The sequence below is a fragment of the Limnohabitans sp. TEGF004 genome (genome assembly GCF_027924965.1).
Taxonomy (GTDB): domain Bacteria; phylum Pseudomonadota; class Gammaproteobacteria; order Burkholderiales; family Burkholderiaceae_C; genus Limnohabitans.
Genome location: NZ_AP027056.1, coordinates 2,550,029 through 2,565,246, shown reverse-complemented (window position 1 = coordinate 2,565,246; position 15,218 = coordinate 2,550,029). Strand labels below are relative to the sequence as shown.

At 57.4% G+C, this 15,218-nt stretch carries 13 protein-coding genes and 4 pseudogenes; 5 read left to right on the top strand and 12 right to left on the bottom strand.

Going from position 1 to position 15,218, the window contains the following annotated elements; genetic code table 11:
- Positions 1–94 precede the first annotated feature (94 nt).
- Complete coding sequence (locus LINBF2_RS12590; RefSeq protein WP_348773709.1) at positions 95–1,633, top strand: M48 family metalloprotease; 1,539 nt, start codon at positions 95–97, stop codon at positions 1,631–1,633.
- Here the strand turns inward: LINBF2_RS12590 and LINBF2_RS12585 are convergent.
- Positions 1,586–1,945: a phage holin family protein gene (locus LINBF2_RS12585; RefSeq protein ID WP_281889341.1), complete on the bottom strand. Its 360-nt coding sequence runs from the start codon at positions 1,943–1,945 to the stop codon at positions 1,586–1,588. The genes LINBF2_RS12590 and LINBF2_RS12585 overlap by 48 nt on opposite strands.
- 79 nt (positions 1,946–2,024) lie before the next feature.
- On the opposite strand from LINBF2_RS12585, the pseudogene LINBF2_RS12580 reads away from it, so the two are divergent.
- Positions 2,025–2,431 (top strand): annotated as a pseudogene (locus LINBF2_RS12580) (DUF3717 domain-containing protein).
- A gap of 3 nt (positions 2,432–2,434) precedes the next feature.
- Here LINBF2_RS12580 and LINBF2_RS12575 read toward each other — a convergent pair.
- From LINBF2_RS12575 to LINBF2_RS12565, 3 pseudogenes are all read right to left on the bottom strand, one after another.
- Positions 2,435–2,997 (bottom strand): annotated as a pseudogene (locus LINBF2_RS12575) (YaeQ family protein).
- A 104-nt stretch (positions 2,998–3,101) separates the two neighbouring features.
- A pseudogene (locus LINBF2_RS12570) lies at positions 3,102–3,335 on the bottom strand (adenylosuccinate lyase); the annotation flags it as partial.
- A gap of 63 nt (positions 3,336–3,398) precedes the next feature.
- Positions 3,399–4,286 (bottom strand): annotated as a pseudogene (locus LINBF2_RS12565) (lyase family protein).
- 204 nt (positions 4,287–4,490) lie between these two features.
- Between LINBF2_RS12565 and LINBF2_RS12560 the strand changes: the two are divergent.
- Entirely contained in the window at positions 4,491–5,105 is a 615-nt protein-coding gene (locus LINBF2_RS12560; RefSeq protein WP_281891343.1) for a glutathione S-transferase N-terminal domain-containing protein, read from the top strand.
- Here the strand turns inward: LINBF2_RS12560 and LINBF2_RS12555 are convergent.
- The 7 genes from LINBF2_RS12555 to LINBF2_RS12525 are packed head-to-tail and all read right to left on the bottom strand — an operon-like array spanning position 5,102 to position 10,847.
- Positions 5,102–5,551: a nuclear transport factor 2 family protein gene (locus tag LINBF2_RS12555; protein ID WP_281889339.1), complete on the bottom strand. Its 450-nt coding sequence runs from the start codon at positions 5,549–5,551 to the stop codon at positions 5,102–5,104. The two genes, LINBF2_RS12560 and LINBF2_RS12555, sit on opposite strands and share 4 nt — an antisense overlap.
- Entirely contained in the window at positions 5,551–6,333 is a 783-nt protein-coding gene (locus tag LINBF2_RS12550; RefSeq protein ID WP_281889337.1) for an SDR family NAD(P)-dependent oxidoreductase, read from the bottom strand. The genes LINBF2_RS12555 and LINBF2_RS12550 overlap by 1 nt, the downstream gene beginning before the upstream one ends.
- 34 nt (positions 6,334–6,367) lie before the next feature.
- On the bottom strand, positions 6,368–6,946 hold the full coding sequence (locus LINBF2_RS12545) for a chalcone isomerase family protein (RefSeq protein ID WP_281889320.1): 579 nt from the start codon (positions 6,944–6,946) through the stop codon (positions 6,368–6,370).
- Positions 6,943–8,178, bottom strand: coding sequence for a cyclopropane-fatty-acyl-phospholipid synthase family protein (locus LINBF2_RS12540; protein ID WP_281889318.1), 1,236 nt, complete (start codon positions 8,176–8,178; stop codon positions 6,943–6,945). The genes LINBF2_RS12545 and LINBF2_RS12540 overlap by 4 nt, the downstream gene beginning before the upstream one ends.
- Before the next feature lie 19 nt (positions 8,179–8,197).
- A complete protein-coding gene (locus tag LINBF2_RS12535) occupies positions 8,198–8,986 on the bottom strand; it encodes a DUF1365 domain-containing protein (protein ID WP_281891342.1) in 789 nt (262 codons plus the stop codon).
- A 5-nt stretch (positions 8,987–8,991) separates the two neighbouring features.
- On the bottom strand, positions 8,992–10,284 hold the full coding sequence (locus LINBF2_RS12530) for an FAD-dependent oxidoreductase (protein ID WP_281889316.1): 1,293 nt from the start codon (positions 10,282–10,284) through the stop codon (positions 8,992–8,994).
- Positions 10,281–10,847, bottom strand: coding sequence for a glutathione peroxidase (locus LINBF2_RS12525; protein WP_281891341.1), 567 nt, complete (start codon positions 10,845–10,847; stop codon positions 10,281–10,283). The genes LINBF2_RS12530 and LINBF2_RS12525 overlap by 4 nt, the downstream gene beginning before the upstream one ends.
- A gap of 135 nt (positions 10,848–10,982) precedes the next feature.
- Between LINBF2_RS12525 and LINBF2_RS12520 the strand changes: the two genes are divergently transcribed.
- Complete coding sequence (locus LINBF2_RS12520) at positions 10,983–11,954, top strand: MerR family transcriptional regulator (protein WP_281889314.1); 972 nt, start codon at positions 10,983–10,985, stop codon at positions 11,952–11,954.
- Positions 11,955–11,997: 43 nt separating this feature from the next.
- On the top strand, positions 11,998–12,501 hold the full coding sequence (rfaE2, locus tag LINBF2_RS12515) for a D-glycero-beta-D-manno-heptose 1-phosphate adenylyltransferase (protein WP_281889312.1): 504 nt from the start codon (positions 11,998–12,000) through the stop codon (positions 12,499–12,501).
- Here rfaE2 and glnE read toward each other — a convergent pair whose 3' ends face one another.
- Entirely contained in the window at positions 12,502–15,195 is a 2,694-nt protein-coding gene (gene glnE, locus LINBF2_RS12510) for a bifunctional [glutamate--ammonia ligase]-adenylyl-L-tyrosine phosphorylase/[glutamate--ammonia-ligase] adenylyltransferase (protein WP_281889310.1), read from the bottom strand.
- Positions 15,196–15,218: the final 23 nt, after the last annotated feature.

The following is a 15,218-nucleotide window of genomic DNA, read 5'->3' as shown; positions in this document are numbered from 1 at the left end:
CAACGGGTTAACATGAAAGCCGCATCATACGGTCCATGGCACACATGTTTTCTACCCTACCCCATCTGTTACGTCGCCTTGGCGTGTGGGGGGTGTGCGCGGCGATGTTGCTGCCAATGGCGCCTGCGCAGGCGCAACTCAACAATGGGCGCTTGCCAAACTTAGGGGATGGCGCCGAAGTGCCACTGGGTGTGGAGCGCCGTTTGGGGAGAGCATTGCCCGCGAAATTTACCGTGACCCTGACTATTTAGACGACCCCGTGTTGGGCGACTATTTGCAATCCATCTGGCAACCTTTGTTGGCCTCTGCGCGTCAGCGCGGCGAGCTGACGCCCGAGTTGGAGCAACAGTTTGCGTGGGAAGTGGCGCTGATTCGTGAGCGCAGCATCAACGCGTTTGCGCTGCCCGGTGGCTATTTGGGCGTGCACTTGGGCTTGATTTCAGCGGTCAGCAGCGCCGACGAATTGGCGTCGGTGTTGGCCCATGAATTGAGCCACGTCACGCAACGCCACATTGCACGCATGATTGCGCAGCAGGGGCGCCAAGGCCCCATGGTGATGGGCGCCATGATTTTGGGCATGCTGGCTGCGAGCCGCACTGCCAACGCCAGCAGCATGAGTGCGGCGAATGCGGTGATGGTGGGCGGCCAAGCCGCGGCCATACAAAGCCAGTTGAACTTTTCGCGCGACATGGAGCGCGAGGCGGACCGCGTTGGCTACGGCGTGATGACCGAAGCCGGCTACGAGCCACAAGGTTTTGTCACCATGTTTGAAAAGCTGCAACAGGCCGCGCGTTTGAACGACAACGGTTCATTCCCTTACCTGCGCAGTCACCCGATGACGACCGAGCGTATTTCAGATGCGCAAGCGCGTCAGCAGTTGCTGCCCATGCGTGGCGCTGTGCCCACCACGTCAATGCACGCGATGATGGCTGCGCGTGCGCAGGTGTTGGCCAATCCAGGCATTGATGTCCTGCGCACCATCACCGCGCAAGCCAACGTAACGACTTTGGCGGCAGCGACGAAAGCCAAACAAGCAGGCATGCTGTACGGCGCTGCGATGGCCGAGATGAAGCAACGCAACTTTGGCGAAGCGCGTCAGTACCTGGGGCGCTTGCAAGCCTTAGGTAGCTTGGAGGTGAGCGCCCAACGTGTGGTGCGTTTGTTGGCTGCCGAGTTGGCTTTGGCGACCGGTGACGCCGCGCAAGCGGTGGCCTTGTTAGAGACCAAAGCCACGGTGATTGCGAACAACGACCGAGCTACACGCATTCAACTGGCCCAAAGCCGAGTGGCCACTCGCAAACCTACACAAGGCAAAGCCGCAGCAAGTGATTTGTCGGTGTGGCTCAACCAGCACCCACGCGACGCCACGGCTTGGTTGGTGCAAGCATCGGCGCATGAGTTGCAAGGTGACGGCTTGCGTGCCATTCGCGCGCATGCAGAGGCCCGCGCTATGGAGTTGGATTACGGTGCGGCGGTAGACCGTTTCAAAGCGGCCCAATTGCTGGCCCACCAAATAGCAGGTGAGGGAAAGCTAGACCGGGCGGGTCACATGGAGGCGTCCATCATTGACGCCCGTTTGCGCGAGTTAGAGCGGTTGCGGCGGGAACAAGCGCTCGAGCGCGGCATCAATTAACACGCCAAACGCCGAGTAAATCAGCGAGCCCAGCAGGGCTGAGCCAAAGCCGCGGACCCAAAAGCCTTCCAGCAAACCAGCGGCGGCCCAAAACATGAAAGCGTTGATGACAAACATGAACAAGCCCAGCGTGAAAAACGTCACCGGCAATGTCAGCACGACCAAAGCCGGCCGCACGATGAGGTTAAAAATGCCCATGACCAAAGCGGCTGCCATGGCCGCACCAAAGCCCGTGACTTCAACGCCGCTGTAAAGATGTGCCAATGCCATCAAGGCGGTTGCGTGCAGTACCCAAGTTAAAAGTAGTTTCATTGCTCGGTCAGCATAGCATTGCCGCTATCATCCACACCCCGACTTCCCCCCTGCTTTTTAGGTAACAAACTCTAACGCGATGGCTGGCATTCACATCACCGACATTGAGGCGGCCATCAACTATTGGCGCGAACAAAAGCCATCGCCCGACGGCGTCACACTCGCGCCCGAAATCCGTGCGCTGGCCGAGGTGTATGCGCTGATGATTTATTACCACCACGAAGAAGCAGCTGAAAAAGGTTTCCCCAAAAAGGCCTACGACGCATGGCTAGGTTGGTACAACACCACCCCGATGCGCCTTGCATTGCAATTTGCTCCACCAGCCAAGGCGACGAAGAGTGCAAGGGCTGCGGTCGCACCTTTGAAGAAGTGCAGTACTGGCCAGAAATGTCGCCGGGCGAGAAGCGCAGCACATGGCGACGCATCACCATGATTGGCACGTCTTGGCGCTTTAACAAATACGCCGAGCGGGCCCAGGCTGACTAGGCGTTACTTCCAGCGTTCGCACTCAATGTCAACGGTAGTCTTGCCGTTGCTCATCATCACCACACCTTCTTGAATGGTCGCTTGCAGCTGCATGCTGCGCTCGGCCAGTTTGGCCAAGTCTTGCGACGCGCTGCTAGGGATGCGCCACACCTGCAGTGACGTGGGCTTGATGAGTTTGTTTTGCATGTTCTTCCACCAGACATCGCCTGAGCTAGAGAATACATACAACATCACTTGGTCAGCCTTGCTACATGCTTTGAGCAATGGCTTTTCTTCGGGCTGACCCACTTCAATCCACAGTCGTTTGCGGCCCGTGAAATCGGTCAGCATCACATCGGGTTCGTCGGGGTTCGACAGACCAGCGCCAAACGCCAGTACGCCGTCGCCGTTGCACACGTCTTGTAGCAAATGCGCTTGCAATGAGAGCGCGACCAAGCGCACCATCATGCGTTCGTCGGTTTCGCTTGGGTGACGCGCCAGGGTCAGTGCGTGGTCTGCGTAGTAGCTGTGGTCAATGTCAGGCGATCCTGAACGTTCGCTTTGAAGATGGTGGATTTGATCGCCATCTGATTAAACGCGACGCGCCAGTTCGGCGGCTTTGCCCACGTAGCTGCCGGGGCGTCATCGCCAGCAAGCGGTCTTTGTCGGCTTGAGGGATTTGTAACGAGGCAATCAAACCATGCAGCGCTTCTGCAGTGACGGTTTTGCCGCGCGTGACTTCTTTGAGCTGTTCGTAAGCACCTTGCACACCGTAGCGGCGCATGACGGTTTGGATGGGCTCAGCCAACACTTCCCATGCGGCGTCAAGGTCGGCAGCCAAGGCTTCTTCGTTGAGCTCGAGTTTGTTCAAGCCCACCATCATCGATTGATACGCCAGCGCGGTGTAGCCCAAAGCCACGCCCATGTTGCGCAACACGGTGGAGTCGGTTCAGGTCACGCTGCCATCGGCTGATGGGTAGCTTTTCGCTCAGGTGTTTGAGCACGGCGTTGGCCAAACCCAAATTGCCTTCGGCGTTTCAAAGTCAATCGGGTTGACTTTGTGCGGCATAGTTGACGAGCCAATTTCGCCAGCTTTCAAACGTTGCTTGAAGTAACCCAATGACACATAGCCCCACACGTCACGCGACCAGTCAATCAGGATGGTGTTGGCACGCGCCACGGCATCAAACAACTCGGCCATGTAATCGTGATGTTCGATTTGAATGCTGTAGGGCTGGAAGGTCAGGCCCAAACCCAAAGGCGCGGGTGTTTCCACCACTTGCGGCTGAAGGCTTCCCAGTCAAAGTCAGGCCAAGCGCTCATGTGCGCGTTGTAGTTGCCCACGCGCCGTTCATCTTGGAGCCATGATGTGCACGCCCGCAATGCGCTCACGCACTTGGCGAAGACGCATCACCACGTTGGCCACTTCTTTGCCCACGGTGGTGGGGCTGGCGGTTTGGCCGTGGGTGCGACTCAGCATGGGCACGTCGGCAAACGCGTGGGCCATCTCGCGCAACTTGGCGATCAAGCCATCGAGGCCAGGCAAGATGACCTCATCGCGGCCCGCCTGCAATTGCAGCGCGTGGCTGGTGTTGTTGATGTCTTCGCTGGTGCAGGCAAAGTGCACAAACTCGGCAGCGGCTTCGAGTTCAGCGTGGCCTTTGAATTTTTTCTTGATCCAGTACTCCACGGCCTTCACGTCGTGGTTGGTGACTTTTTCTTCATCCTTGATGGCCAATGCGTCTTCGGTGTTGAAGTTGGTGACCAAGCTGATCAAATAGTCGCGTGACTTGGTACTCAAAGGCTTGAATTCGGCAAAGCCCGCATCGCTCAAGGCGATGAACCATGCAATCTCCACTTGCACGCGACGGTGCATATAACCTTGCTCGCTCATCAAGGGGCGCAGAGCGGCGACTTTGCCAGCGTAGCGGCCATCGAGAGGTGACAGGGCGGTGACTTGGGAAATGGCTTGGGAAGTGTGGTTTGTATTGCTCATCCTGCAATTTTAGGTGCTGGGCCCAAGTGCCATGTATACGCCAAGCTCGCTAAACTACAGCATCAACAAATCGATGTGAAACGTATGAAACTGATTGGTGCAATTACCAGCCCCTATGTGCGCAAAGTGCGCATCGTCATGGCCGAGAAAAAACTGGATTACCAGTTTGTGACCGAAGACGTCTGGGCTGCAGATACCAACATCACGGCATCCAACCCTTTGGGCAAGGTACCTTGCCTCATCATGGAAGGCGGCGAGGCGCTGTTTGACTCGCGCGTCATCGTTGAATATGTAGACACCCTTTCACCCGTGGGCAAGCTCATTCCTGGCAGCGGCCGAGAACGCGCCGAAGTAAAAACTTGGGAAGCTTTGGCTGATGGCTTGTTGGACGCGGCCATTCTTGCCCGTCTGGAAGCCACTTGGCCTGGCCGCAAAGATGGCGAACGCAGCCATGCGTGGATTGAGCGCCAAATGAAAAAGATTGACGACAGCTTGGTGGCAATGCATCGTGGTTTGGCCGAGCGCAGCAATTGCGTGGGCATCCATCTGAGTTTGGCAGACATTGCCGTTGGCTCCGCCTTGGGTTATTTGGATTTCCGTTTTCCGCAGCTGGATTGGCGTGCGCAGCACCCCAACCTAGAGGCTTTGTACGAACGCTTGGCGCAACGCCAAAGCTTCAAAGACACGGCGCCGGTTTAACTGTTCGCACGTTTTTTGAGCCAACGCATCAAGCTGCCCACCACGGGCAGTTTTTCGTACAACTCTTCAGCTGCATCCCAATAGTCGCGGTGCACGGCCACGCGCCATGCGCCCGCTTCTTCACGCAGCACAAAGTGCGTGGCGCCATGAATGGTTTGTGTCGCGCCGTTGTGCAGGCGAGGCATGGCAAACAAAAAATCCCACGTCACAAAACACTGCTCGCCTAGTTGCACTTGCTGGGTGATGACAAAGCGGGGCGCATCTAAGGCCTCAAACATGTGGGCAAAGATGCCTTCAATGGCGGGCAAGCCTTGCACCTCATTGAATGGGTCCTTGAACTGCGCATCGTGTGTGTAAATGCTGGCCATGTGGGCCACATCCGACGCTTGCAGGTGTTCAAAAAATTGCACCACGCGTTGCAACGCGGCTTCTGGGCTGTCTTGCATCACATGCCCGTGCCGCGGCGAACCAAGGCGAAATACCAGCGGTAGGGCAGCATGCGCAACAGCAACAACATGCGCGTGAACCGCTTGGGAAAGTGAATTTGAAATTCACCCTTGCGCCACCCTTTGAGAATTTCTTGTGCAGCTTTTGTGCTGCTGATGAGCGCGGGCATGGGGAAATCATTGCCTGCCACCAGCGGTGTTTCCACAAAGCCTGGGTTGATCACGCTCACGCCAATGCCGTGCGGCGACACGTCGTAATACAAGGCCTCAGCCAAGTTGATGAGTGCCGCCTTGGTGGGGCCGTACGCCAAACTTTGCGGCAAACCGCGAAAACCTGCCACGCTAGAAATAAAGCTGATGTGACCACGTTGCTGTGGCAGCAACTCCGGTAACACAGCGTCCAGGACACGCAGCGCACCGGTGTAATTGATGTCGAGGTGGCGCAGCATTTCAGACAGCGAGTAGTCGCTGGCGCGAACGGGCACGTAGTAGCCTGCGCAATACATCACCACGTCTAAGCCTTGCTGGGCTTGCACATATTTGGCAGCTTGGGTGATGGCCACCGCATCGCTCACATCCAACACCACAGCTTGGGCACCTGGATGCGCGTCGACAAACTGTTGCAGCAAGTCAGCTTTGCGAGCCGACACCACCACTTTGGCACCCGCGGCATGCAAGGCCTTGGCGGTGGCCAAACCAATGCCGCTGGAGGCGCCAATGAGCCAGACGCTGCGGCCGTGCCAATCGGTGATGGGTGTATTGAGTGGTTTTAAAAAGTTCATAACTCGGCTCTGTGTGAAAAGATGGGTGTGCGCATCAAAGCTGTGCACCTGCCAAAAGTTGTTGGCGCAGTTGGCGTTGCGAGGTTTCGGGTGCCAGCCAAATACCGAAAAAGCGTTGTGCCAGTTCGGTGTCTGTCACCTCACCCAAAGCACGGTCTTGATGCCACAGCTGCATGCCTTTGTCGGGTGCGTACACACCGGTGATGCGTTCGCCGTTGCGCACATTTGGAATGAGCGTTTGAAGCACGCCTGCCCAGTTTTGTTTTTGGTTGGTGGTCAACGCGCGCTGGCCTTGCATCTCATCCATCGAGCGTTGAGCAATGTCCGTGCCCTTGAAGTCACGCAAGTAGCGTAGCTCTAGCATCAGGGTTTGTTTGGCCCAGTCTTCAGGGGCAAATGCGGCGCTGGCCCACAGACTGGCGTCATACACCTCAAAGCCCCAATAGGTGAAGCGGTGTTGTCCAACCAGACGTGGCGTGCCACGCAGCAAGGTGCGTACAAAACCAGGGGCCGCTGCTGACGTGTTGGCGTGCGCCTCCACGGCCAGGCCCCCTGCACCGCTGACCAACGCGGCATGCATCACATAGGTCAAGGCGGTGCGACGTGTGGTCATGGTTTGACCAAGGTGAATTGCAACACGTCGGTGTTGTGCTGCTCAAACGCCGCCTCGCAGTAGGCGAGGTAAAACTCCCAAATGCGAACAAAGCGTTCATCAAAGCCGAGCTGCAACACCTGCGCTTTATCGGTCATGAACTGGTGACGCCAGCGGCGCAAAGTCTCGGCGTAGTCAAGTCCAAAGGCCAGCTCGTCGATTACCTTCAGGCCTGCGCGCTCGGCGTGCGCGCGGAACTCGCGCGGGCAGGGCAAGCAGCCACCGGGGAAGATGTATTGCTGAATGAAGTCGGTGCTTTTCACGTAGCGGTCAAACAGCGCGTCATCGATCACGATGGTTTGGACGCAAGCTTTGCCGCCCGACTTGAGCAAGCGCGCCACGCTCTCGAAATACGTGGGCCAATATTCTTGGCCAACCGCTTCCAGCATTTCGATGGAGCAAATGGCGTCATAAGGGCCATCGTCGATGTCGCGGTAGTCTTGCAGGCGCAAGTCGCTGGTGCTTGCCAAGCCCAGCTTTTGCATGCGTTGGTTGGCGAAGGCCAGTTGCTCGTGGCTCAAGGTCACGCCACTCATGCGTGCGCCAAATTCTTTTCCACCCAACTCGGCCAGAGCGCCCCAGCCGCAGCCGATTTCTAGAATGCGGTCGCCCGCTTTGGCGTCGACCATGCGCAGGGCGCGGCGGACTTTGGCAGTCTGTGCTTCGGCCATGGGTTTGGCACGGTCGTTGTCAAACCAAGCCGACGAGTAGTTCATGGTGGGGTCAAGCCACAGCTCATAAAACGCGTTGCCCAAGTCGTAATGCGCATGGATGTTTTTCTTGCTGTTGCTGCGCGTATTGCGATGCAACAGGTGGCGCACGCGGTAAAACAAGCGGCCCAGCCAGCTGCCAAAAATCAGCTCGTCCATGTCACGGCGGTTGGCCACCAAGAGCTGCAACAGCTCAGACAAATTGTTGGTGGTCCACTCGCCCGCGATGTAGCTTTCGGCAAAGCCAATGTCGCCTGATTTCAAGGCTTGCGTGAGCGGCGCATAGCTGTGCAAATGCAAGGTGGCGTTGAGAGCAGGGCCAGAGGCAGGTGTTGCGCCGTATTGCGCCACACTGCCATCGGGCCATTGCACATGCAAGGTGCCGTGTTGCAAACGTTGCAGCAAGCTCAACACGCGTCGCGCAGCAGCGGGCATGTCTTGTGGGGCAGAGCGGACGGGGGCCGAGGTCGTGGAGGTGGTCATGGCTGGGCTGTGAATCGGTTCAACGGGTTACAAAATCTTTGGGCGGCGCGGGCTTGGTAAAAAACGGCACACGCTTGCGCCACAACTTGAAGGCTTGCCAGTGGATGCGCAGCATCACCATCAAGGTCATCAGCGGGTAGCCCCACAGGGCGTGGCGCAACTCATCGCGGGTGATGGGCTTGAGCAGGCCGCTCACGCTGGTTTCAATCAATGGGCCTTGCGCATCGTCGTGGTCCACGCGTGCCACGGTGTGGTCGGCGGTGCGCATGAAGCGAAAGCGGTAGTCGCCCTGCACAGCACAAAACGGTGACACATGAAACACTTTGTCGGCACGTTGTTCGACACCGTATTGCGGACGGTCTAACAAGTAGCAATGACGTTCACCAAAGGTGTTGTTCACCTCCACCACGATGGCGCGTAGGGTGTTGTCGGCGGCGTGGCAATACCAAAAACTCACGGGCTTGAAGGTGTAGCCCAGCACGCGGGGGTAGCAATGCAGCCAGGTCTCGCCCGTGGCATCCAGAATGCCCGCGTCTTGCAGCAGTTCATCCAACCACGCCAATGCTCCCCCTGACTGAGCGCCGCGGCCATCGCCATGGTCGGTGTCGTGAAAGCTGATGGCCCCTGCGCGGTTGATGGGCAACACCGCATCGCCCGAGCTGCGCAGTGTGCGCATGGGCAGCATTAAAAAGAAGGTGCTGTAGTTGAACGCATGCACCTTGGGTCGCAAACGCGTGTGACGCACTTGGCCAAAGCCAATCATGGCTTTGGATATTTCACTGGCGGGTGAAGTCGGGCTGTGCGTCATGGGGTTCATGGTGCCAGGCTGGCCAATAAGTTCTGTGCGGCATCACGCCCAGCTTTGAAGCCGTCTTCATGGAAGCCGTAGCCCATCCATGCGCCGGCGAACCACGTGTGTTGTTGGCCTTGCAGCTGTGGCATGTGGGCCTGCGCTTGAATGGCGGGCAAGTCAAACACGGGGTGGGCGTAAGCGTATTCGCCAATCACGTGCTTGGGGTCAATCTCGCGAACAGGGTTGAGCGACACGATCACATCTTGGCTAAAAGGCAGTGGCTGCAGCAAGTTGAGCCAATAGTGCAAACACACACGGGTGGACTCGGTGCTGCTGTGCGCGGCACGCTCGTAGTTCCAGGCGGCCCATGCCAGTTTTGTCTGCGGCATCACCGAGGTGTCGGTGTGCAGCACCGCGCGGTTGGGGTGGTAGCGAATGGCGCTGAGCGTGGCCTGTTCTTGTGCCGTGGGCTCGGCCAGCATGGCCAGTGATTGGTCGGCATGGGTGGCCAAAATCACTTGGTCAAATCGCTCATTGCGCCCATGCGTCTGCACCGTCACGCTGTGCGCGTCGCGTTCAATTTTGAGCACGGGGCTGTTGAGGCGTTTGTCGGGAATACGCGCCAAAATCTTGTCGACATAGTGGCGTGCGCCGCCTGCCACCGTGTACCACTGGGGACGGTTGTTGACTTGAATCAGCCCGTGGTTGTGGCAAAACCGAATCATGGTGGCCACAGGAAACTTCAGCATTTGGTCCGTCGGGCAGCTCCAGATGCAACCTAGCATGGGCAACAAATACCAGTCACGAAACGCATCGCTGAATTTGTGTGAGAACAAAAAGCCGCTCAGGGGTTGGGCCAGTTCGTGGTCTTGGTTGCGCTCGGCCAGCTCGGTGGCGAGGGTGTTGAAGCGCATCACATCGCGCAGCATGCGCAAGAAGCTGGGCTTGAACACATTGCTGCGTTGTGCAAACACGGTGTTGAGGTTGGCGCCGTTCCATTCCAAAGCGCCTTTGCCGTTCGCGTGCGGCACTTGCACCGAAAACGACATGTCTGATTTAACAGTCGTGACTTGCAGCTCTTCAAACAAGGCAATCAGCCCCGGATACGTGCGTTCGTTGTAAACCAAAAACCCCGTGTCTACGCCGTGTGTTTGTGTGCCTGTCGGCGTGGGCAAGGTCACGTCGACGGTGTGTGTGTGGCCCCCGAAATAGTCGCCCGCTTCAAACAAAGTGATGTCGGCTGCCCCGTGCAAATGGTGTGCCGCCGACAGACCTGAAATACCTGAGCCCACAATGGCGATGCGTGGCTTCATGACGCAGAGCCCTTCACGATGGCTTGCTTTTCGACGAGTTGTTTTTCGATTTCTTGGACGAAACTTTTATCTTGCGGGTTGGTCATGCTGCTGAAGCTTTTGATGGTTTTGCCGTCACGGCTGATGATGTATTTGTAGAAATTCCACTTGGGGGTGGTGCCAGTTTGTTCGGCCAACTGCTTGAACAAAGGCAAAGCACCCGAACCCTTGACGGTGGTCTTCACAAACATGGGGAACTTCACGCCAAAGGTGTTTTCGCAGAAGTCTGCAATTTTGGCGTTGCTTTCGGGTTCTTGCGAAAAATCGTTGCTCGGAAACCCGAGCACTACCAACCCTTTGTCCTTGTATTTGGCGTGCAGAGCTTCTAGCCCTTTGTACTGCGACGTGAAGCCGCAAAAGCTGGCGGTGTTGACCACCACCACCACTTGACCGGCGTATTGGCACAGATTTTGTGGCTTTTCGTCTTGCAGGCGAGCCACCGTGTGCTGCAACACAGCTGGGCAAGTGGCTGCTGTGAAAGTGCCAGCGTCAGCTGCGCTGTGGGCGACGCCCATGCTGGCCATGAGGCAAACCACTATAAAAATGTTGCGTGGGTTCATTTCAAAGCCCTCCTAGTTCGTACACAATCTTTGCGAAGTATTGCACTTCTGTCCAAGACAGATCCATTCTCCACGCTGACCACCGGGGGATTTCAACTTATGAATTCACGTGATGACCATTCGCAAATGACACTCTCCATCTCCGCTGTTGAGCGCGACACCGGGATTGGCAAAGACACACTCCGTGTATGGGAGCGTCGCTATGGCTTTCCAGTTCCAGGACGTGATGCTAACGGCGAGCGCATCTACCCCATGGCGCAAGTGGAAAAATTGCGTGTCATCAAACGTTTGATGGACCAAGGCCATCGCCCAGGCCGCATCGTGGCGTTGACCATCGATGCTTTGCAACACCTGAGCCGCGGCGAAGCCACTCTGCAAACCGGTCGCGCGATGGAAGCCGCCCACATTCGCCAAGACTTGGTGGCCTACATTGCCATGTTGCAAACCCAAGACCATGAGGGCATGCGTCGCGAGTTGTTCAAAACCCTCTCTCAGCACGGCTTGCAATATTTTGTGACCGAGGTGGTGGCGCCACTCACGTTCATGGTGGGCGAGACATGGGCGCGGGGGGAGCTGGCGGTGCATGAAGAACATTTGTTCACCGAGTGCGTCAGCAGCCTGATGCGCCAAGCCATTGTGGCAATCCCCAAGCCCGAAGGTGGCGGCGAGCCGGTTGTTTTGCTGACCACGTTCCCACAAGAGGCCCACGGTTTGGGTTTGTTGATGGTGGAGAGTTTGCTGACTTTGCAAGGTTGCCGTTGCGTGTCGTTGGGCACGCAAACGCCGGTGCGCGACATCGCCCAAGCGGCCATTGCCCATGCCGCCGATGTGGTGGCTTTGAGTTTCAGCGTCAACATGAACCCCAACCATGTGGTCGACGGTTTGATGGAACTCAATCTGCTGTTGCCCGACTCGGTTGAGGTGTGGGTGGGCGGCGGTGCTTCGGCGTTGCGCCGCCGGCAGATTGAGCGCGTGCTGGTGCTGCACGACCTGCACTCAATTTCAGAAGCTGTGAGCCACTGGCATCGCCACAAAACCAGCTCTGAAAGCAAGGCCGACGGCTGGTCTTGAGGCTGCCCGTGTTCGGTCGGGTGCCGCCTAGAATTGGCGCACCATGACCGACACCACTTTGTTCCCTCCTGCTTTTTTATCCAAGTTGGCTTCGCGTCAAGACGCCGTGCAACGCGTGGCGGCCTTACGCACCCAAGGACCTGTGGTGTTCACCAACGGGGTGTTTGATGTGTTGCACCGAGGTCATGCCTCGTACTTGGCACAAGCCCGCAGCTTAGGTGGCAGTTTGGTGGTGGCTTTGAACAGCGATGCCTCTGCACGCCGCTTGGGCAAAGGCCCAGACCGTCCGCTGAACAACGAGCTCGACCGCGCTGCTTTGATGGCGGCCTTAGAGTCAGTGAGCTTGGTGACTTGGTTTGACGAAGACACACCCTTGGAGCTCATCACCGAGTTGCGACCGGATGTGTTGGTCAAAGGTGGCGACTACGACATGAGCAAACTGGCCGAAACCCAAGTGGTGCTGGCCTACGGTGGTCGCGCCCAAGCGATTCCGTTTGTCGACGGCTACTCCACCACCGCCTTGGTGAAGAAGATTCGTCAAGGCTAATCAATCAAACACCGCGTGCCACAAAGACTGAATCGCCGCACATTCTTTTTCTAGTTCAGCCGTTGGCACTTGCGTGGGTTGCTCGTCCAAGCGTGCACGGTGTTGCACGCGGCGCAATTCTCGGTAAGCGCTGCCTGCCGCTTCACCCACACCTGCGGGCAACAAGCCTGCTTTTTCAGCGCTGAGCAACAAGGCAATGTTGCCCACGTTGGCCAACAAAGCGGGGTGTTGTTGCGCATGGGCTAACACCAAGTACTGCACCGCAAACTCCACATCCACCATGCCGCCTGCGCTGTGTTTGACATCAAACAAATCAGGCTTCACCGTGTGCGCTGCGCGCAGCTTGTCACGCATGGCCACAATCTCTTGTTGCAGTGATGTTTGGTCACGCTTGGCGTTGATCACATTGGCGCGCACGGCATCAAAACGTACTTGTAACGCGGGTGCGCCAAGACAAAAACGCGCGCGTGTCATGGCCTGATGTTCCCAAGTCCAAGCGGTGTTTTCGCCGCGTTGGCATTGGTAGTCGGCATAAGCCTCAAAGGTGGACACCAGCAGACCTGAGTTGCCGTTGGGTCGCAGGGCGGTGTCGATTTCGTACAAGTCGCCTTCGCCTGTTTTGACGGTCAACCAGTTGATGAGTTTGCGCACATACGACGCGTAAATTTCGCCCGCCCGCTCGTGCTCGTCTTCATACACAAACACGATGTCCAAGTCACTGCCGTAGCCCAGCTCTTTGCCGCCGAGCTTGCCGTAGGCGAGGATGGCAAATTGTGGTTCGTCGCGATGGCGTTGCTTGAAGTGTTGCCACACCCAACGGCTGGTGATTTTCAACACGCTGTCGGCCAGGGCACTCAAGTCATCTGCCACTTGTTCGACGGTGATGCGGCCTTCCACGTCACGCGCCAATGTGCGGAACACTTCGGCATGGTGGGCGCGGCGCAGCAAGTTGAGCAGGGTTTCTTCGTCGGCTTGTCCGGTGGCTTGCAGCGAGTCCAAGCGACGCTCTAACTCTTGCTCAAACTCAGCTGGTACAAAGCGTTCGGCCAACAAGGCTTCACCTGCCAACTCATCAATCACGCCGGGATGTTGTTGCAAATACTTGGCTGGCCAACGCGCAAGCCCCAGCAATCGCATGAGTTGCTCATGCACACGTGGACGTTCGATCAACAGAGCCAAATAGCTTTCGCGGCGCAGCAGCGGCTCCATCCAATCGCTCCAACGTATGGCGGCTTCTTCGGTCACACGACCATCGTCAATCCACGCGTTGGTGCGCTGCAAGAGTTTGAGCAAACGTTGCACGCCGTCATCACGCAGCGCGCGCATGCGTGGCTGCTCAGACCAATGGCTCACGCGCTCACGCAAACGAGGGTTCAAGTCAGGCAGCAAAGACGCCAAATCCACGTAATCGTTTTTAGGTGTGCAGCCTTTGCATTCGCCGTTGCCGTTGGATTCGGTTTTTTCGCCCAAGCCCAACAAGCGGTCAAACTCTTGCGCCACCAATTCGCGGTGGCTGTCGAGTTGTGCCAGGAAGTCGCACACATCACCAAAGCCCAAGGTCAACGCAATCCAATTCAGGTCTTCGTCGTGGGTGGGCAGTGCATGGGTTTGTTGGTCGTCCAAGTATTGAATGCGGTGTTCGACTTGGCGCAAAAACACATAGGCTTTGGCCAGCGCATCGGCGGTGGCGGCGGGCATGAGGTTAGCCTGGCTCAGGCGCTGCAAGGCTTGCAGCGTGGGGCGTGTGCGCAGCTCAGGGAAATGGCCGCCGCGCACCACTTGCAGCAGCTGCACGGTGAATTCAATTTCTCGAATGCCGCCGCGTGCAAGCTTCACATCGTTGGCGCGCTCAGGCCGTCCTGCGCTGCGTGAGACTGAGTGCTTGCGAATTTGCTGGTGCAGTCCGCGCAACGACTCAAACACGCTGTAGTCCAAATAGCGACGGAACACAAAGGGCAGCACGGTGTCGCGCAGCTCAAACGCATTGGCTTTGGCGCTGAAGGGGGCGACCACGCGGCTCTTTAGCCAGGCAAAGCGTTCCCACTCGCGCCCTTGCACCAAGAAATATTCTTCCAGCGATTGGCGCGACACCACGCTTGGCCCCGAGTTGCCGTTGGGGCGCAAGGCCAAGTCCATGCGAAACACAAAGCCGTGTTCGGTGGTGTCACCAATCAAGGTGTAAATGAGCTTGACGGCTTTGGCAAAGTAGTCGTGGTTGCTGATGCGTCCGCGGCCATCGGGCAAGCCAGTGGTTTCACCGTCTTCGTCGTACACATAAATCAGGTCGATGTCGCTGGATACATTGAGTTCACGGGCGCCAAATTTGCCCATGCCGATGATCCACAAGGTGGCGCGCTCGCCGCTGGGGGTGGTGGGCATGCCGTAGTTGCCATCGAGTTGGGCTTGTGCTTCTTGGAAGGCCATGTTGAGCGTGAACTCGCCCAATTCGGTCACGGCGCAGGTGATGGTGTCTAGGTTGGCGTTCTGCTCACAGTCCAGCACCACCAAACGCTCCATCACCAGCTGGCGCAGCATGCGCAGGCTATCGCTGCAGCTGTGGGTTTGGCGCAGTGCCTCAAAACAGGTCTGCATCGTTGCCAAGACAGGCGCCCCCTGCGGCAGCAAATGCAGCGCATTGGCATAGCGGCGGCGTAATCGTTGAACGAAGCGCGAATAAGTACTCAAGTTTTCCATAGGGCAGGGGATAATTCCCGTCA